This window comes from Variovorax sp. Root434, from assembly GCF_001426595.1.
In the GTDB taxonomy this organism is placed as follows: domain Bacteria; phylum Pseudomonadota; class Gammaproteobacteria; order Burkholderiales; family Burkholderiaceae_C; genus Variovorax.
Window position 1 is genome coordinate 544,107 of sequence record NZ_LMEK01000001.1, and the last position, 17,557, is coordinate 561,663.

The 17,557-nt window shown below is 67.5% G+C and carries 16 protein-coding genes; 6 read left to right on the forward strand and 10 right to left on the reverse strand.

Annotated features, from left to right (window positions below; all coding sequences use genetic code 11):
- Positions 1-56: 56 nt before the first annotated feature.
- From ASD05_RS02535 to ASD05_RS02565, 7 genes are read right to left on the reverse strand one after another with little or no spacing between them, the layout of a single operon-like run.
- A complete protein-coding gene (locus ASD05_RS02535; RefSeq protein WP_056587803.1) occupies positions 57-692 on the reverse strand; it encodes a DUF3299 domain-containing protein in 636 nt (211 codons plus the stop codon).
- A gap of 6 nt (positions 693-698) precedes the next feature.
- The gene (locus ASD05_RS02540) at positions 699-1,961 is read right to left on the reverse strand and encodes an ABC transporter permease (protein ID WP_056587146.1); all 1,263 of its coding nucleotides are present in this window, start codon (positions 1,959-1,961) and stop codon (positions 699-701) included.
- Positions 1,962-2,016: 55 nt separating this feature from the next.
- Positions 2,017-2,763 carry an ABC transporter ATP-binding protein gene (locus ASD05_RS02545; RefSeq protein WP_056587148.1) on the reverse strand — a complete coding sequence of 249 codons (747 nt, stop codon included), beginning with the start codon at positions 2,761-2,763 and terminating at the stop codon, positions 2,017-2,019.
- Positions 2,764-2,767: 4 nt separating this feature from the next.
- Complete coding sequence (locus ASD05_RS02550) at positions 2,768-3,340, reverse strand: DUF2796 domain-containing protein (RefSeq protein WP_235507832.1); 573 nt, start codon at positions 3,338-3,340, stop codon at positions 2,768-2,770.
- 23 nt (positions 3,341-3,363) lie between these two features.
- Positions 3,364-4,272: a sulfurtransferase gene (locus ASD05_RS02555; protein ID WP_056587154.1), complete on the reverse strand. Its 909-nt coding sequence runs from the start codon at positions 4,270-4,272 to the stop codon at positions 3,364-3,366.
- A 40-nt stretch (positions 4,273-4,312) separates the two neighbouring features.
- The gene (locus ASD05_RS02560) at positions 4,313-5,230 is read right to left on the reverse strand and encodes a DMT family transporter (protein ID WP_007831137.1); all 918 of its coding nucleotides are present in this window, start codon (positions 5,228-5,230) and stop codon (positions 4,313-4,315) included.
- A 22-nt stretch (positions 5,231-5,252) separates the two neighbouring features.
- The gene (locus ASD05_RS02565; protein WP_056510304.1) at positions 5,253-6,392 is read right to left on the reverse strand and encodes an aromatic ring-hydroxylating oxygenase subunit alpha; all 1,140 of its coding nucleotides are present in this window, start codon (positions 6,390-6,392) and stop codon (positions 5,253-5,255) included.
- A gap of 275 nt (positions 6,393-6,667) precedes the next feature.
- Here ASD05_RS02565 and xseB point away from each other — a divergent pair, with 275 nt between their 5' ends.
- The 4 genes from xseB (at position 6,668) to ASD05_RS02585 (ending at position 11,084) form a co-directional block, all read left to right on the forward strand.
- On the forward strand, positions 6,668-6,934 hold the full coding sequence (gene xseB, locus ASD05_RS02570; RefSeq protein WP_007829283.1) for an exodeoxyribonuclease VII small subunit: 267 nt from the start codon (positions 6,668-6,670) through the stop codon (positions 6,932-6,934).
- The gene (locus tag ASD05_RS02575) at positions 6,931-7,851 is read left to right on the forward strand and encodes a polyprenyl synthetase family protein (RefSeq protein WP_056587157.1); all 921 of its coding nucleotides are present in this window, start codon (positions 6,931-6,933) and stop codon (positions 7,849-7,851) included. Before xseB ends, ASD05_RS02575 begins: the two co-directional genes overlap by 4 nt.
- 180 nt (positions 7,852-8,031) lie before the next feature.
- Positions 8,032-9,891: a 1-deoxy-D-xylulose-5-phosphate synthase gene (gene dxs, locus ASD05_RS02580; RefSeq protein ID WP_056587160.1), complete on the forward strand. Its 1,860-nt coding sequence runs from the start codon at positions 8,032-8,034 to the stop codon at positions 9,889-9,891.
- 110 nt (positions 9,892-10,001) lie between these two features.
- Complete coding sequence (locus ASD05_RS02585) at positions 10,002-11,084, forward strand: TRAP transporter substrate-binding protein (protein ID WP_056587164.1); 1,083 nt, start codon at positions 10,002-10,004, stop codon at positions 11,082-11,084.
- 116 nt (positions 11,085-11,200) lie between these two features.
- Here the strand turns inward: ASD05_RS02585 and ASD05_RS02590 are convergent, their stop codons facing one another.
- Together ASD05_RS02590 and ASD05_RS02595 are read right to left on the reverse strand one after the other, a co-directional pair.
- Positions 11,201-13,033: a TRAP transporter large permease gene (locus tag ASD05_RS02590; protein WP_056587167.1), complete on the reverse strand. Its 1,833-nt coding sequence runs from the start codon at positions 13,031-13,033 to the stop codon at positions 11,201-11,203.
- Between the two features lie 21 nt (positions 13,034-13,054).
- Positions 13,055-13,669: a TRAP transporter small permease subunit gene (locus ASD05_RS02595; RefSeq protein WP_056587170.1), complete on the reverse strand. Its 615-nt coding sequence runs from the start codon at positions 13,667-13,669 to the stop codon at positions 13,055-13,057.
- A gap of 164 nt (positions 13,670-13,833) precedes the next feature.
- Between ASD05_RS02595 and ASD05_RS02600 the strand changes: the two genes are divergently transcribed.
- Positions 13,834-15,120: an SUMF1/EgtB/PvdO family nonheme iron enzyme gene (locus tag ASD05_RS02600; protein ID WP_056587173.1), complete on the forward strand. Its 1,287-nt coding sequence runs from the start codon at positions 13,834-13,836 to the stop codon at positions 15,118-15,120.
- A gap of 10 nt (positions 15,121-15,130) precedes the next feature.
- On the opposite strand, the gene ASD05_RS02605 is transcribed toward ASD05_RS02600, so the two are convergent.
- Complete coding sequence (locus tag ASD05_RS02605; RefSeq protein ID WP_056587176.1) at positions 15,131-16,570, reverse strand: MFS transporter; 1,440 nt, start codon at positions 16,568-16,570, stop codon at positions 15,131-15,133.
- A 108-nt stretch (positions 16,571-16,678) separates the two neighbouring features.
- Between ASD05_RS02605 and ASD05_RS02610 the strand changes: the two genes are divergently transcribed.
- Entirely contained in the window at positions 16,679-17,539 is an 861-nt protein-coding gene (locus ASD05_RS02610; protein ID WP_056587178.1) for a hypothetical protein, read from the forward strand.
- Positions 17,540-17,557: the final 18 nt, after the last annotated feature.

Genomic DNA, 17,557 nt, shown 5'->3' on the forward strand with positions numbered 1-17,557 from the left:
CGGTCAAGCCTGTCGGCGCAGAACCACACGGCCAGGAGGCCGCTGCCTTGCTGCGGCTACTTGGCGCCGCCCGTGTACTTGGTGACGCTGGTGGCACTCACGTGATAGCCACTCACGCCCATCATCGAGTCGTTGCGCAGGGTCTGCAGCTTGCCGGTGACCCACACCGTGTCCATGGCGCGGAACTTGGCGCCCTTCTGCGGCACCACGTGCAGGATCTGGTTGGCCGGCGGCGGCGGCGTGTGGATGCAGGCGCCGAAGTAGGGCACCAGCAGGAACTCGGTGACTTCGCCCTTGGCCTCTTCGAGCGGCACGATGAAGCCGGGGATCCTGACTTCGGTGCCGTTCATCGCGGGATTGGTCGGCGCGTTGTTCGACACCTCCTGCATCTTCATGAGCATCTCGTTGGCGCGCGGGTCCCCGTCGTCGAGCGCGCTCAGGTCCATGCCCTTGAATTCCTTCGCCGGGTCCCAGTCCTTGGGCACCAGTTCTTCCCAGGTGATCTGGCGCGGCTGGCCCGGCACAGCCTTGGGCGCGGCCGGCGTCGCCTTGCCGCCCAGCGGGTTGGCGGCGGTGGTGTCCTTGGGCGCGGGCTCCGCGGCCCAGGCGGCGGCTGCAAGGCCGGTGCCTGCGACCAGCATCGAAAGCCGGATGAAAGCTTTGCTCTTGGACGTCGTGTGTGCGATGGGCATCATGATTCAAATTCTCGGTGAGAGGCCGTCGGCAAGGGAGAGGCGGTAGGCGCGGATGCCGGGCAAGAGGCTTGCCAGCCATCCGGCCGCCAGCAGGCTTGCCATCAGCAGCCATTCGTTCAGTGTAGGTTTCGAGAGGCTCAGTGTCAGTCCGAACTGCGACTGCAGCCATGGCGAGAGCAGGGTAATGCCCAGCACAGCCATCACCACGCCGAAGGCCACGCCGAGCACGGTGACCATCGCGCCTTCGAGCGCGAGCAGCGCCAGCACGTGGCGCAGGCCAGCGCCCACGGCGCGCAGCACGGCGAGTTCGCGGCGACGTTCGTTGAGGCCGGCCATCACCACCGAGACCAGCCCTGCGAGGCTGACCAGCGCGACCAGCGCGGACATCAGCAGCAGCGCGTTCTCGCCGATGCCGATCACGCTCCACAACTCGTCGAGTGCCACGCCGGGCAGGATGGCCATCAGCGGTTCGCCGGTGTAGGTCGAGATCCATCGCTGCACGCCGAACACCGCGGCGCGGTTCTTCAGGCCCACCAGCGCGGCCGTCACGTTCTTGGGCGTGAGGTCGAACTTGCGCACCTGCTCGGCCGGAATGTGCACGCCCGGCATCGGCGCGCCGCCCACCCATTCGAGGTGGATGGCCTCCATCGCCGCGAGGCCGATGTGCACCGTGCGATCGACCGGTGTGCCGGTGCGCGCGAGCACGCCGACCACGGTGAAGGGCTTGTCCGCATGCTCGGCCACGTTGAGTTCGCCGCTGCCGTGCGCGAGCGTGATCTTCTGGCCCACGCGGTAGCCGAGCTTGTCGGCCACTTCGGCGCCCACCACCGCATCGAACAGCTCGCTGAAGGGCTTGCCCTCGCGCAGCTTCAGCGTCTGCCTGTCGCCGTAGCGGAAGTGCGTGAAGTAGTCGGTGGACGTGGCCAGCACCGCGAAGCCGCGGTGCGAATCGCCGAGCGACAGCGGCACCACCCAGTCGACACCCGGGTGCGCGGACAGCGCCTGCACGCTCTTCCACGAGATGTTGTTGGTGGCCGCGCCGATGCGGAACACCGAGTACAGCAGCAGCTGCGTCGAGCCGGTGCGTGCGCCCACGATCAGGTCGGTGCCGGAGACGGACGACGAGAAGTTCTCGCGCAGCTCGGTGCGGATGCGTTCGACACCCAGAAGAAGAAAGGTCGACAGCGCGATCGAGAACACGGTGAGCGCGAGCGTGAAGCGCCGGTTCCAGGCGCTGTGCCATGCAATGGAGAAAAGCGCCTTCATTGGCAAACCTCCGCGCGTCGCGCAACGGTATTCGCCTTGGGAGCGGCCCGGCGGCTCATGCGTCCGCCGCCATCGCGCTGGTGGCCGCACGGTTGATCTCGGGCAGCAGCACATGCCGCGCGAAGCGCTGCGCGATGCGCTGGTCGTGGCTCACGAACACGAGCGCGCTGTGGTGCTCGGCACAGGCCGTCAGCAGCACGTCGAGGAAGGCTTCGCGCCGGTCTTCGTCGAGGGCGGAGGTGGGCTCGTCGGCAATCACCACCTCGGGCTGGCCGATGAGTGCGCGCGCGGCGGCCACGCGCTGCTGCTGCCCGACCGACAGCTGAACGGCCTGGCGCTTCCACAGGTTGCGGTCGAGGCCCATCCGGCCGAGCAGGTGCTCGGCCTCGTCGCGCGAGCTGCCGTTGCGCGATGCATTCGCCTCGCGCCGCTGCGAGAAGCGGCAGGGCAGCAGCACGTTGTCGATCACGCTCAGGTACGGCAGCAGGTTGAACTGCTGGAAGATGTAGCCCACATGGGCCACGCGGCTGCGGTCGCGTGCGGCGCCCGAGAGCTTCGACCAGTCGTGCCCGAGCAGCGTGACCCGGCCTTCGTCGGCCACCAGCACGCCGGCCAGCAGCGACAGCAGCGTGCTCTTGCCGCAGCCGCTCGGGCCGTGCAGGAACACCGATTCGCCGGCCGTGATGCGAAAGGCCTCGATGTCGATGCACGGTTTCTTCACGCTGGGCCATGCGAAGCGCAATGCTTCGGCTGCGAGCACGACGCGCAAGGCCGACGGCTCGGCTTGCAGGGAGGTACTCACAGCCTTACTTGCCCCAGCTCAGGCGAACGGGCTGCGTGGCTTGCGCACCGGCAGGGCGCTTCAGCTGGCGCTTGAACTGCCCCTGGGCCGTGGCAATCTGCGAGTCGATCTGGCGCAGGCCCTTGAATGCACCGAACAGGTTGAGGTCGATGAACTTCGCGGCAGTCGCGTTGGTGCAGTTGAAGGAGAAGGTGGCGTCGAGGTCGGCGTGGCCGACGGGCTCGGCGGGGTCGGGATTGCCCAGGCCCAGCGCGCCGGAGCGCAGGTCGACCGGGCCGAGCTTGCAGTTGGCGGCGGGGTCGACGATGAAGAGCTTGTCGGCCGCGCGCAGCTGGGCGACGGCCTCTTCGACGAGCTTCTTCTCGGCATCGGTCCTGGGTGCGCGTTCGAAGCCGACGATGTTGTCGAGCGGGGACTCCATGTCGATCACCACCGTGGGGCCGTCGACGGCCACGTCGAGCTTGAGCTGGCCGTGCACGTGGGCGTGCTGCTGCTGGGCCTGCGCGGTGAGGAACGGGGCTGCCGCGAAGAGCGCGGCGGCGATTGCGAGTCCCGTGGTGCGTTGGAAGCTCCGCAAACGTCGACTCGTCGTCATCAATGTCATGGTTCAGCGCCTTGCCGGGTCGGCAGCCCCGGCGTGTTGCTCCATTCGCTCCAGCTGCCGGCATAGAGCGCGGTCGTCCCGAACCCCGCGATCTGCATGGCGAGCAGATTCGGCACGGCGCTCACGCCGCTGCCGCAATGGTGGACGACAGTCGCCGCGTCGCGTCCCGCGAGCAGCGCTTCGAACTCGCCACGCAATTGCGATGCCGGCTTGAATTTGCCGTCGGGGCCGAGGTTGTCGGCGAAGGGCCGGTTGAGGGCCCCGGGGATGTGACCGGCAATCGGGTCCAGAGGTTCCACCTCGCCGCGGTAACGTGCGCCGGCGCGTGCATCGATCAGGTTCTGGTCAGGCTGGCCGAGCCGGCGCACCACGGTGTCGGTGGTCACGAGCTTCGCGATGGGCTCGCCCGCGACGAAGTTCGACTGGAAGCGCGCGGGCTCCTCGCGGTCGGTGACTTCGCCGCCCGCGGCCTGCCAGGCCTGCAGGCCGCCGTCGAGCACGGCCACGGCCTCGTGGCCCATCCACTTGAGCATCCACCACAGGCGGCCACAGTAGTTGGCGCCGTTGCGGTCGTACACCACGGCCTGCATGCCGTTGGCGAAGCCAATGCTCGACAGCCACGCCGCGAACTTTTCGCGGCTGGGCAGCGGGTGGCGCCCGCCCGATGCGGGCACGCCGTCTTCCTGCGCCACCACCACCTCGCCGTGTGCGCCCGGGACGCCGTGCCTGGCGCTGAGGTCGGTGTCGAGGTTGGCGTACAGCGCACCCGGAATGTGGGCGGCGGCGTACTGCTGCGCGCCGGCTTCTGGCTTCATGAGGTCGAAGCTGCAGTCGAACACCATCAAGGGCGTGTCGCCCGCTTGCAATTGCTGGAGTTGTTCGACGGAGATGAGGGTGGTGTACATGGCGTGTGCTCCTTCGAAATCGAGAATGTCGTTGTGTCGTTCAGTGCTCTTCGGCCGGCGCCTTGGGCACCGCCCGCTGTCGCAACACGGTGGCGGCAATGCCGCTCGCGATGATGAGCGCCATCCCGGCCCAGCCAGTGGCATCGATGCGGTCGTTGAACAGCACCACGCTGTAGAACGCAGCGAACACGATGCCCGAATACTGCAGGTTGGCCACCACCAGCGTACCGGCAGCGGTCTTGGCGGTGGCGTAGGCGCGGGTCATGCAGAGTTGTCCGAGGGCGGCCAGCAAGCCGATGGGCAGCAGCCACAGCGCATGCTGCCACGTCCATGCACCGCCGTCCGAAAACCCGGTGGTCGCCGTGGCAATGCCGCCGGCCACGGCCGAGCCCACCGCGAAGTAGAAGACCGTGCGAAGTTCGGGCTCGCCGATGCGCGACAGCGCCACCACCTGCATGTAGGCAAAGGCGGCCGTGAGGCCCGACAGCAGGCCCAGCATGCCCGCGAAGCCTTCGTTGGCGTTGACGCTGGGCTTGAGCATCAGCACCACGCCCGCGAAACCCGCCAGCACGGTCAGCACCAGCGCGCCCTGCAGCGGCGGGCGTTCCACGCGGCCGTCGCGCCCGGGCACCGGCACCCACGCCAGCAGCGAACCGCCGACGAGGAAGGCCGCGACCCACACGCTGCTCATGTAGTTGAGCGTGACGGCGGTGGCCAGCGGCATGTGGGCGATGGCATAGAACCACGCGCCCAGCGAGACCACGCCGATGGTGCTGCGCCAGGCATGCATGCCGGGGTAGCGGGTGGCCAGGGAGACGCCGCGGTTGCGGGCCAGGAGCCAGAGGAAGACGATGCCGATGAGGCCGCGGCCCAGCACCATCTCGCCGCTGTTGAACCACGCCGAGGCCACCTTGACGACCACGCTCATCGTGGCGAACAAGAAGGCGCCGAGCACCATCCAGAGCGCTTGCACTATCGACTCAGGCGTTCTGCATCGCGCTGCGATACCACTCGTGGAACTGCTGCATGCCGTCTTCCATCGGGCTCTGGTAGGGGCCCGTTTCGTTGTCGCCGCGTAGCATCAGCGCGCGGCGCCCGGCGTCCATGCGCTCGGCGATCTCGTCGTCCTCCACGCAGGTTTCCATGTAGGCGGCCTGCTGGGCTTCGACGAACTCGCGCTCGAACGCGACGATCTCCTCGGGATAGAAGAATTCGACCATGTTGAGCGTCTTCGTCGGGCTCACCGGGTGCAGGGTAGACACCGTGAGCACGTGCGGATACCACTCGACCATCACATGCGGGTAGTAGGTGAGCCAGATGGCGCCGTACTTCGGCGGCTTGCCGTCGCGGTACTTGAGCAGCTGCTCCTGCCACTTCTGGTAGATCGGGCTGCCCGCGCGGCCCAGGCGGTTGGCCACGCCCACCGTCTGCACCGAATAGCGGGGCTTGAACTCCCAACGCAGGTCGTCGCAGGTGACGAAGCTGCCCAGTCCCGGATGGAACGGGCCGACGTGGTAGTCCTCGAGGTAGACCTCGATGAAGGTCTTCCAGTTGTAGTTGCACTCGTGCAGCTCGACGCGGTCGAGCGCGTAGCCGCTGAAATCGAGATCGGCCTGCGGCCCGAGGCCGGCCATGTCGGCCGCCACGTCGGGGCCCGAGCCATCCGGATTCTTCTCGAACAGAAGGCCGTTCCATTCGGTCAGCGGGTAGTTGTGCAGGTTCAGGCAGGGGTCCTGCTCGAAATGTGGGGCGCCGATCAGCGTGCCGGTGGTGCGCGAATCGCTTGCGGCGTAGGTCCAGCGGTGCAGCGGGCAGACGATGTTGCCGCCGGCCTGGTTGTCGAGCTGGCCCCGGCCTTGCAGGATCAGGGCCTGGCGGTGGCGGCAGACGTTGGAGATCAGCTCCACGCCCTTGGGCGTGTGAACCAGCGCACGGCCCTGGTGCTCCTGCGGCAGGGTGTGGAAGTCGCCCATTTCGGGCACGGCCAGGCGATGGCCGACATAGCGGGGCCCTCGCGAAAAAAGGTTCTGCATTTCGCGGGCATAGAGTGCCTCGTCGAAATACGCGGAAACTGGAAGTTGGCTCGCGGCCTGCTGCAGTTGAAGACTTAAATCAGACATGGAGGACCTGACCAAGCTCCCCACAGGGAGAAAAAAGAAAAGAACGGAAAGGCGCCGTCCGGGAGGCTCGACGGCCCGAAGAGTGTGTTGACGTCGCCAACGAGAGAAGTTCGCATTGTACCCGGGGGGCATCTTTTGTCCCCTGGCTCTTCACCCGGCTTGGCTGCGTGCAATCGGGCGCCGCTCGAGGCGGTGGCGACTCGTCCGGAGGGACGGCCGCCCGGTTGTTCTGCTCCCAGTCCTAAAATGCCCGGTTTCACCCACGTTTCGCTTGCATGCCCAAGGTGCCTCCCCCTTCCTCGTCCAGCCCGGCGGCAACGCCCGATACGGGCCCGCTGCCTGCCAGTTACGAAGCCGGACTCCAGGAACTGGAGCAGCTGGTGGCGGAACTCGAATCAGGCCAGCTGCCCCTCGACCAACTGCTCGTGAGCTACCAGCGTGGTGCGGCGCTGCTCGCCTTCTGCCGCGACAAGCTGCAGGCGGTCGAAGACCAGATCAAGGTGCTCGATTCGGGCAGCCTCAAGGTCTGGACGCCTGAATGAGCGCCGCCGCGCTGAATTCCAGCCATTGGGACGCCCGCACGCTCGCCGGCTGGAGCGACCCCCATCTGGCGAACGTCGAAGCGGCCTTGTCGCGCTGGGTCGGCGTCGATGCGCCCGTGCTGCTGGGCGATGCCATGCGCTACGCCGTGCTCGATGGCGGCAAGCGCCTGCGGCCGTTGCTGGTGCTCGCGGCCAGCGAGGCCGTCGGCGGCAACCAGGCCGCCGCCCTGCGCGCGGCCTGCGCCACCGAGCTGATCCACGCCTATTCGCTGGTGCACGACGACCTGCCGTGCATGGACAACGACGTGCTGCGCCGCGGCAAGCCCACCGTGCACGTGAAATTCGGCGAGGCCGACGCCCTGCTGGCCGGCGACGCGCTGCAGGCCCTGGCCTTCGAACTGCTCACGCCCGACGGCGACGAGATTCCTGCTGCCACGCAGGCCCAGCTGTGCCGGCTGCTTGCCCGGGCCGCGGGCAGCCAGGGCATGGCCGGCGGCCAAGCCATCGACCTGGCCAGCGTCGGCATTGCATTGAATGAAGCACAGCTGCGCGAAATGCACCGCCTGAAGACCGGCGCGCTGTTGCAGGGCAGCGTCGAGATGGGCGCTGCCTGCGGTTCCCTCGCCGGGCCGGCACTGGCCGCGCTGCGCGACTATGGCGCGGCCATCGGCCTGGCGTTCCAGGTGATCGACGACATCCTCGACGTCACGGCCGACTCGGACACTCTGGGCAAGACCGCCGGCAAGGATGCCGCGGCCGACAAGCCCACCTACGTGTCCCTTCTAGGCCTCGACGGCGCGCGCGCCCAGGCCCGCCAGCTGCTGGCCGACGCGCTGGCCGCGCTGGCCCGCAGCGGCCTGCCCGACACCGCAGCGCTGCGCGCTTTGGCCCACATGGTGGTCGATCGCGATCGCTAGGATGAAACTTACCCCCAGTCTTCGCGCACTTCGTGTCGCTTCGCCAACCCCCTTCCAGGGGGCGACACCAGCGGCCCGGCAAAGCCGGTTCCGCGGTGTCTCTCGACTGAATCGCGGCAGTTTCGTGTGTCGCGGGCCACACGAAGCGTGATCGAACACTGAGAAAAGAAAATACCTCCCATGGCTGCTCCGCTGCTTCCCACACTCCACGACCCCTCGCCGATCCGCAAATACGACCGGGCCCAGCTGCGCCAACTGTCCGACGAGGTGCGCGCCTGCGTGCTCGACAACGTCTCGCGCACCGGCGGCCACCTGAGCTCCAACCTCGGCACGGTCGAACTCACCGTCGCGCTGCACCACGTGTTCAACACGCCGCACGACCGGCTGGTGTGGGACGTGGGCCACCAGACCTATCCGCACAAGATCCTCACGGGCCGGCGCGAGCGCATGCCCACGCTCAGGCAGATCGGCGGCATCTCAGGCTTTCCGCAGCGCACCGAGAGCGAGTACGACACCTTCGGCACCGCCCATTCGTCGACCAGCATCTCGGCCGCGCTCGGCATGGCCATGGCCGCCAAGCAGAAGGGCGAAGACCGCCACGCCGTGGCCATCATCGGCGACGGCGCGCTCACGGCCGGCATGGCCTTCGAGGCACTGAACAACGCGGGCGTGTGCGACTGCAAGCTGCTCGTCATCCTGAACGACAACGACATGTCGATCAGCCCGCCCGTGGGCGCGCTCAACCGCTACCTTGCGCAGCTGATGAGCGGCAACTTCTACGCCGCCGCCAAGAGCGTCGGCAAGAGCGTGCTGCGCAATGCGCCGCCGCTGTTCGAGCTGGCCAAGCGGTTGGAGCAGCACGCCAAGGGCATGGTCGTGCCGGCCACGCTGTTCGAGCAGTTCGGCTTCAACTACGTGGGCCCGATCGACGGCCACGACCTCGACTCGCTGGTGCCCACGCTCGAGAACCTCAAGCACCTCGAGGGCCCGCAGTTCCTGCACGTGGTCACGAAGAAGGGGCAGGGCTACAAGCTCGCAGAGGCCGATCCGGTCGCCTACCACGGCCCCGGCAAGTTCGATCCGCAGGTGGGGCTGGTCAAGTCCGCTGCGGTGGTGAAGCAGACATTCACCCAGGTGTTCGGCCAGTGGCTGTGCGACACCGCCGCCGCCGATGGCCGGCTGGTGGGCATCACGCCCGCGATGCGCGAAGGCTCGGGGCTCGTGGAGTTCGAGAAGCGCTTCCCCGACCGCTACTACGACGTCGGTATCGCCGAACAGCACGCCGTGACCTTCGCGGCCGGCCTGGCCTGCGAGGGGCTCAAGCCGGTGGTCGCGATCTACTCGACCTTCCTTCAGCGCGCGTACGACCAGCTGATCCACGACGTGGCGATCCAGAACCTGCCGGTGGTGTTCGCGCTCGACCGCGCGGGCCTCGTGGGTGCGGACGGCGCCACGCACGCGGGCGCGTACGACATTCCGTTCCTGCGCTGCATTCCGAACATGAGCATCGCCTGCCCGGCCGACGAGCGCGAATGCCGCCAGCTGCTGACCAGCGCCTACGAGCAGAGCCATCCGGTGGCCGTGCGCTATCCGCGCGGCGCGGGCGCCGGCGTCGCGCCGCATCTCACGCTCGAGGCCTTGCCCTTCGGCAAGGGCGAGATCCGCCGCGAAGGCAGGCGCATCGCCATCCTCGCGTTCGGCACGCTGCTGTATCCCGCGCTCACCGCGGCCGAGTCGCTCGACGCCACGGTGGTCAACATGCGCTGGGCCAAGCCGCTCGATGTCGAGCTGCTGCTGAAGGTCGCGGGCACGCACGACGCCATCGTCACGCTGGAAGAGGGCGCCACCATGGGCGGCGCGGGCAGTGCGGTGCTCGAAGCGCTGCAGGCTGCCAACATCCAGAAGCCGGTGCTGCAGCTCGGCCTGCCCGACCGCTTCATCGAACACGGCGATCCGGCGAAGCTGCTGGCGAGCATCGGGCTCGACGCGCCCGGCATCGAAGCCTCGATCCGCGAGCGCTTCGTTTCGGGCGCAGGGTAAACCCCCGCCGGGCCCTGTAAGCGCGTTTTTACAATCAAGAAGACTTACACAGTCCCCAACGCGGCCACAAGCCGCGTTTTGTTTTATTCCAAGAACTCGGAGAGCTATCAATGGATCGTCGTTCCCTCATCAAAAACGCCGGCATCGCGGGCGTTCTGGCCGCTGGCATTGCGCCGGCCGTTCACGCGCAAGCCGCGATTCGCTGGCGCCTGGCGTCGAGCTTTCCCCGGTCCCTGGACACCATCTTCGGCAGCGCCGAAATGCTCTCGAAGACGGTCAAGGCGCTGTCGGGCGGCAAGTTCGAGATCTCGGTCCATCCCGCAGGTGAACTGATGCCCGCGTTCGGCGTGGTCGATGCGCTGCAGGCCGACACCCTCGAGATGGCGCAGACGGCGGCCTACTATTTCACCGGCAAGGACCCGATCTTCGCTTTCAGCTGCGCAGTGCCGTTCGGCCTGACCGCGCGCCAGACCGACTCCTGGAAGGAGTACGGCAACGGCCGCAAGCTGCTCGACGCCTTCTTTGCGCAATACAACTTCCGCACCGCCAGCGCCGGCAACACCGGCACGCAGATGGGCGGCTGGTACCGCAAGGAAATCAAGACGGTCGAAGACCTCAAGGGCCTGAAGATGCGCATGGGCGGCGGCGTGTTCGGCGAGGCCATGGCCAAGCTGGGCGTGGTGTCGCAGAACATGCCCGCGGGCGACGTGTACCAGGCACTCGAAAAGGGCACGCTGGACGCGGCCGAGTTCGTCGGCCCCTACGACGATGAGAAGCTGGGCTTCAACAAGGTCGCCCCTTACTACTACTACCCCGGCTGGTGGGAAGGCGGCGCCGACCTCGAGTTCTTCATCAACAACAAGGCGTTTGCCAAGCTGTCGGACGAGAACAAGGCCATCCTCGATGCGGCGACCAAGGTTGCCGCGCGCGACATGATCGCCAAGTACGACGCGTTCAACCCGGTCGCGCTCAAGCGCCTCGTGGCCGCCAAGACCCAGTTGAAGCCGTTCCCCAAGGCCGTGATGGACGCGGGCTTCAAGGCTTCGATGGAAGTGTTCGCCGAGCATGAAGCCAAGTCGGCCGACTTCAAGAAGATCCACCAGGACATGCGTGCGTTCCAGCGCGACCAGATCCTGTGGAATCGCTTCTCGGAGTACCCGTTCAACCAGTACATGAACTCGGTCAAGATCTGAGCATCAGCTCCGGGCCGCCCTTCGCGGCCAGCCAGTAAAAAGGCCGGTCTGCTTTCGCAGGCCGGCCTTTTTTCATGGGCCTTCCGGGGCTGGGCGAGCCCCGGTTTCGCGCCACCTCAGGGCTTCTGCGGCTTCAGCGCGTCCTGCATGGCCTTCATGGGATCGCTTTCGCCGCCTTCGGCTGGCGGCTCCGGCGTGGCCGGCGCCGTACCGGCGCTCGCACCTGGTGCGCCAGGCTCGACCTTCGGTGCGGATTCTTCCGGCGTGCCGTAGGGATCGGCGGGCGTGGCGTCGCCTTCCGGCTTGAGACTGTCGCGCATCTGCGCGCCGATGTCGTCGAGGTTGACCTTGACTTCCTTGTCGAGGCTGCCCGTCACGATCTGCGGGAAGGCGATGAGTACGCCGACCATCGTGAGCTGGATCAGCACGAACGGGATCGCGCCCCTGTAGATCTGCATCGTCGTCACCGGCTCCATGACCTTCTGGGTCACGCGATCGACGTACTGTTTTTCAGGCGCCACCGAGCGCAGGAAGAACAGCGCGAAGCCGAACGGCGGGTGCATGAACGAGGTCTGCATGTTCACCGCGAGCAGCACGCCGAACCAGATCAGGTCGATGCCGAGCTTGTGTGCCACCGGCGCCAGCAGCGGCACCACGATGAACGACAGCTCGAAGTAGTCCAGAAAGAACGCCAGGAAGAACACCAGCACGTTCACCGCGATCAGGAAGCCCACCGGTCCGCCCGGCAGCGACGAGAGCAGGTGCTCGACCCAGATCGGGCCGTCGGCGGCCTGGAACACCAGGCTGAACACCGTGGCACCGATGAGGATGAACATCACGAAGCTCGACAGCTTGGTGGTCGAGGCCAGCGCCTGCTTCAGCAGCGACAGGCTCATGCGCCGGCGCACCCAGGCCATGACCAGCGCGCCCATGGCGCCCATGGCGCCGCCTTCGGTGGGCGTTGCCACGCCCAGGAAGATGGTGCCCAGCACCAGGAAGATCAGCAGCAGCGGCGGGATCAGCACGAAGGTCACCCGTTCGGCCAGCCGCGACAGCAGATTGAGCTTCAGGCCCTTGTTGATCAGTGCGATCACCAGCGCCACGAACACGCCGCCGCACATGGCGACCACCACTTTCTCGTCGGTGGCCACGAAGGTCACGGGCTTGCCCTGGAACCAGGTGTGCACCGCTTCCATGTTGCGCGCCAGCCAGGCGGCCACCAGGGCCGACAGGGCGGTGAGGGCCACGAGCGACGTGTAGCCGCCGCTGCCGTTGGGTTCGCGGAAGGTGCGCGCCTCGGCCGGCAGCGCGGGCACTTGCGCCGGCTTGAAGATCGCGAGGAACACGACGTAGAGCACGTACAGCCCCATCAGCATGAAGCCGGGAAGGAAGGCGCCCTTGTACATGTCGCCGACGCTGCGGCCGAGCTGGTCGGCCATGATGATCAGCACCAGCGAGGGGGGAATGATCTGCGCCAGGGTGCCCGAGGCCGCGATGACGCCGCTGGAAAGCCGCCGGTCGTAGCCATAGCGCAGCATGATCGGCAGCGAGATCAGGCCCATCGAGATGACCGAGGCCGCGACCACGCCGGTGGTGGCCGCCAGCAGCGCGCCGACGAAGATCACCGCCAGCGCCAGGCCGCCTCGCATCGGGCCGAACACCTGGCCGACCGTGTCGAGCAGGTCTTCGGCCATGCCGCTTCGCTCGAGGACGAGCCCCATCAGCGTGAAGAAGGGCACCGCCAGCAGCGTGTCGTTGGCCATGATGCCGATCAGCCGCTGGGGCAGCCATGCCATCACCGACGACTGGAACACGCCGAGCTCGATGCCGACGAGACCGAAGAACAGGCCGCAGGCCCCGAGGCTGAATGCCACGGGGAAGCCAAGCAGCAGGAAGCAGATCAGCCCCGCGAACATGATCGGGGCGAAATTGGCAACAATGAATTCCATGGTGTTTGTCTGCTTGGCCGTTCAGTGTTGCGGTTTTGCGGCCTTGGCGGCATCCGCCTCGGCTTGCAGGCGCAGGGCTTCGATGAGTTCGGCCTCGGCTGTCTTGTCCGTCAGCCGGCCCATCGGGTCAGGCCCTTCCCCGCGCAGGAATGCGATGCGCTTGATCAGTTCCGACCAGCCCTGCAGCAGCAGCAGTACGAAGCCCACCGGCAGCGCCGCCCAAACGGGCCAGCGGATCAGCCCGCCCGAGTTGCCGGACATCTCGCCCGACTGATACATCTGGATCACCACGGGCGTCGACAGCCACAGCACCGCGATGCAAAGCGGCGTCAGGAAGAAGGCGAAGCCGATGATGTCGATCCACACCTGCTTGCGCTTGGACAGGCGGCTGTTGAGCACGTCGATGCGCACGTGCTCGCGGTTCAGCAGCGTGAAGCCTGCGGCGATCAGGAACGACCACGCGAACAGGTACCACTGCACTTCGAGGAATGCGTTGGAACTGGTGTTGAACACCTTGCGCACGATCGCGTTGATGGCGCTGATCACCGTGGCGGCCAGGATCAGCCAGATGGCGTATTTGCCCACCTGGGCATTGAGCCAGTCGATGGCCCGGGACAGCTTGAGCAAGCCTTGCATTTCATCTCCATTTTTGTATTGGATGCCCCCCGATACGACGGCACCCGACGCACTGGCCTTGTGTGCCAGCGGGTCGGGTGCGGGAGGCGGAACGAATTCTATCGATGTAATGGAAAGTGTCTTTCGGGGCGTACCCGGGGCCTGGCGAGTGGCCATAATGGCCGATGGCCCAGACACCGCGCCCACCGCCAGCCCCCGCCGAGGCGACGTCTCAGTCGATCGATTCTCCCGACATCTGCCGGGCGGGCCGCGACCTGCTTTCGCTGGCACTGATCGATGCGCGCAACCATACCCTGCACCTGCTGTCGCTCTATGAGCAGGCGCTCGGCGAGGGCATGCCGGTGCCCTCCGCGCCGGATGTCGTGCCGCCGGTCTGGCTGGCCGGCCACATCGGCTGGTTCGCCGAATGGTGGATCGGACGCAACACCCAGCGCGCTTTCGGGGCCGACTGCCCGGTGCGGCCCACGCGCCTTGCGGCCATCGACCCTGGTGCCGACGGCTGGTGGAATCCCGCGCAGAGTGCGCCAAACCGGCGCTGGACGCCCGACCTCCCGGACCTCGCGCAGACCAAGGCCTACCTGCTCGAGACGCTGGAGAGCACGCTCGAACTGCTCGACAACGCGGCCGAGACCGATGCCGGCCTGTATTTCTATCGCCTCGCGCTGTTCCACGAAGACCTGCGTGGCGAGCAGTTCGTGGTGATGGCGCAGACGCTGGGGCTGCCGCTGGGCTTCGAGCAGGCGCCCATCGCCGTTACGCGCGAGCCGCTGCTGCTGCCGGCCACGCGATGGGAGCTGGGCATGCCCGAGGGCGGCTTCGCCTTCGCGCAGGAACGCGCGGCGCATCGCGTCGACGTGCCCGAGTTCGAGATCGACGCGCAGCCCGTCACCTGGAACCAGTACACCGAATTCGTCGACGACGGCGGCTACGACCGCGAGGAGCTGTGGCACGGCGAAGGCTGGCGCTGGCTGGCCGCGCAGGTCGAGGGCCGGCGCGGGCCGCGCCATGTCGAGCAGATCGGCGGGGCGCGCAGCGGCACCGGCGGCTCGGTGCTGCAGCAGCGCTTCGGCGCGACGGTGCGCGCGGCCGGCCATCACAGCGCGGTGCACCTGAGCTGGTGGGAGGCCGACGCCTGGGCACGCTGGGCCGGACGTCGCATCGCGACCGAGGTCGAGTGGGAGATCGCGGCGCACACGGCCGCGCGGCGCGGCTTCCGCTGGGCCGACGTGCATGAATGGACGGCGGGCACGCTGCAGCCGTGGCCGGGCTACCGGGCCGACCCGTGGAGCGCGGGGGGCGACTTCGATCCCGCGGCTGCCTTTGGCCGCGCGCGCGTGCTGCGCGGAGCGTCGTTCGCGACGCGTGCGCGCCTGCGTTCGCCGCGCCGCCGCGGCTTTGCGCTGCCTGATCGCGACGACGGCTTCTTCGGCTTCAGGACCTGCGCGCTGTAGAGACTGATGATCAGCGCTCGCCGCCGGCTTCGGACGACAGCGGCGGCGCCACCTCTTCCAGCGGCTTGCGCTCCGCGTCGACCGCATGGCGCAGGGCCAGCAGCCCCGCGACGATGACCAGCGCCGCCCCAATGCCGTAGCCCACCATCACCGCACCCCGGCTGCCGGTCTCGATCAGCAGGCCGAACAGCAGCGGCGCAGCGAAGCCGCCCGCGCCCATGCCGACCGCATAGAAGATCGCGATGGCGATGGCCCGCATCTCGAGCGGAAACACCTCGCTCACCGTGAGGTACGCCGAGCTCGCCGCCGCCGATGCCAGGAAGAACACCGCCGACCAGCACATCGCCTGGCTGCGCGCATCGAGCCAGCCCATCATGAAAGCCCAGCCCGTGAGCGCGAGGCCGACGCCCGCGAGCACATAGGTCAGCGCGATCATCCGTCGCCGCCCCACGCTGTCGAACAGCGGCCCCAGCAGCAGCGGCCCGAGCACGTTGCCCAGCGCGAACGGAAAGATGTAGAGCGCCACCTCGCCTTCGGGCACGCCATAGAAGCGCGTGAGCACCAGCGCATAGGTGAAGAAGATCGCGTTGTAGAAGAAGGCCTGCGAGATCATCAGCGCCAATGCGACCACGCTGCGCTGCGGATAGCGCCTGAGCAGCACGCGCGCCACTTCCCGCATCGGCGGGCTGTTGGGACGCGCGGCCGTGTAGTTCACATGGCCTTGCGGCGCGGGCAGCGGTCCGTGCTGCGCCCCGACCTCGGCCTCGATCCGCTCGACGATGCGCCTGGCTTCATCGGCCTGCCCGTGCGCAACCAGCCAGCGCGGGCTCTCGGGAACGTGGCGCCGCACCAGCAGGATCGCCACCGCCAGCACCGCCCCCAGCGCGAAGCCTGCGCGCCAGCCCCACACCGGGCCGATCACGCGCGCGTCGAGCAGCACGAGGCTCAGCGCCGCGCCCAGCGCCGCGCCGATCCAGAAGCTGCCATTGATCGCGAGGTTGACGCGCCCGCGCACGCGAGCCGGGATGAGTTCGTCGATGGCGGAGTTGATGGCCGCGTACTCGCCGCCGATGCCCAGCCCCGTGACGAAGCGGCACAGCGCGAAGAAGGCGAAGTCGGGAGAGAACGCGGTGGCCAGCGTGCCGATGGTGTAGACCACCAGCGTGACGAGAAACAGCTTCTTGCGTCCGAGCCGGTCGGTGAGCCGCCCGAAGAGCAGGGCGCCGAGCACCGCACCCGCCACGTACACCGAGCCCGAGAGGCCGATCTCGCCGGCCGTGAGCCCGAGCGTGTCGGGCCGCTCCAGCACCGCGCCGATGGAGCCCACGAGCGTGACTTCGAGCCCGTCGAGCACCCAGGCCACGCCCAGTGCGATCACCACGCGCCAGTGCCAGCGGGACCATGGCAGGCGGTCGAGGCGGGCGGGGATGTCGCTGCGCAATGCCGTCATTGCGCCGATTATTGGAAGGCGGCCGGCGCGCCGCCTGTAGGACCGTGCCGGTCTATGATCCGCGCGCCGCGAGGGAGCGGCGACTACATCAATGCAGCGAGGGGAAACATGACTGGTCTCGATGGCGCGCATCGCCGCGCGTTCTGGCTTTGTGCATTTCTGGCAATCGCCAGCTTGACGGGCTGCGGCGCACCGCCCACCTACAAGAATCGTCCGGTTTCCGGGGCTTCGCCCGGGACTTTTGCGTTAGCGCATGCAAAGGCGGTAGAGGAGCCGCGGCATGCGATGCGTCACCTGGATGAAGCCAGGAGCGTTGTCTATATGCAATCCGAGGGCGGGGGCGGCGTTGCGGTCGGGCTGCTGTTCGGTCCATTGGGCGCGGCGGCCAATGCCGGCATGATCGACAACAGAACCGAGCTAGACGCGCAGCGCCTGAAAGGCAAGCTCATGCTGGAGCCCCGGCAACTCTTCCTCGATGCCGCGATTCGACAGGGGCTGGATGTGGCCAGCGCGGGTGCGGCGGGGCAAACCGGCGCAACGCCCTATCTGCACATCAGCAAGGCCAGCAACGGACGGTTGCTCACAGCCGTGGCGGTCCGGTTGGAGCAGGGCACCGGTGCCGACCAGTGGACTGGCCTCTACTTGTACCAACTGCCACTTTCCTACTCGCTGGACGATCTGGCCAAGCCTACCGAGGAGATCCAGCGTCAGCTGAGTACGGAGGCCGCACGGGGCTTCTCGGAGCTTGCGGCCTTCATGGCGAAGGAAGGGCAGCCAAAAGATGGACCGGGGAAGACCGCGCCGGAAAAGGAATTCACCTATGTCTCGGATCTGCTGACGCCGCGTTTCGAGATCCAAATGCGCGGCCGCTTCATCGCACGGTCGGAAGATCTGGTGTGGTTCAGGACTTTCGACGGCATCTACGCAGTGCGCGCGTCCAACATCAAGATCAAGTCGGGGCGGATCTGAGGGGCTGCTCCGCCAGAT

Bases quoted from the DNA above. Each gene is read 5' to 3' on its own strand.
- ASD05_RS02535 (WP_056587803.1), bottom strand. From the start codon at position 692: ATGCCCATCGCACACACGACGTCCAAGAGCAAAGCTTTCATCCGGCTT.
- ASD05_RS02540 (WP_056587146.1), bottom strand. From the start codon at position 1,961: ATGAAGGCGCTTTTCTCCATTGCATGGCACAGCGCCTGGAACCGGCGC.
- ASD05_RS02555 (WP_056587154.1), bottom strand. From the start codon at position 4,272: ATGTACACCACCCTCATCTCCGTCGAACAACTCCAGCAATTGCAAGCG.
- ASD05_RS02560 (WP_007831137.1), bottom strand. From the start codon at position 5,230: ATGGTGCTCGGCGCCTTCTTGTTCGCCACGATGAGCGTGGTCGTCAAG.
- ASD05_RS02565 (WP_056510304.1), bottom strand. From the start codon at position 6,392: ATGTCTGATTTAAGTCTTCAACTGCAGCAGGCCGCGAGCCAACTTCCA.
- xseB (WP_007829283.1), top strand. From the start codon at position 6,668: ATGCCCAAGGTGCCTCCCCCTTCCTCGTCCAGCCCGGCGGCAACGCCC.
- ASD05_RS02575 (WP_056587157.1), top strand. From the start codon at position 6,931: ATGAGCGCCGCCGCGCTGAATTCCAGCCATTGGGACGCCCGCACGCTC.
- dxs (WP_056587160.1), top strand. From the start codon at position 8,032: ATGGCTGCTCCGCTGCTTCCCACACTCCACGACCCCTCGCCGATCCGC.
- ASD05_RS02585 (WP_056587164.1), top strand. From the start codon at position 10,002: ATGGATCGTCGTTCCCTCATCAAAAACGCCGGCATCGCGGGCGTTCTG.
- ASD05_RS02590 (WP_056587167.1), bottom strand. From the start codon at position 13,033: ATGGAATTCATTGTTGCCAATTTCGCCCCGATCATGTTCGCGGGGCTG.
- ASD05_RS02595 (WP_056587170.1), bottom strand. From the start codon at position 13,669: ATGCAAGGCTTGCTCAAGCTGTCCCGGGCCATCGACTGGCTCAATGCC.
- ASD05_RS02600 (WP_056587173.1), top strand. From the start codon at position 13,834: ATGGCCCAGACACCGCGCCCACCGCCAGCCCCCGCCGAGGCGACGTCT.
- ASD05_RS02605 (WP_056587176.1), bottom strand. From the start codon at position 16,570: ATGACGGCATTGCGCAGCGACATCCCCGCCCGCCTCGACCGCCTGCCA.
- ASD05_RS02610 (WP_056587178.1), top strand. From the start codon at position 16,679: ATGACTGGTCTCGATGGCGCGCATCGCCGCGCGTTCTGGCTTTGTGCA.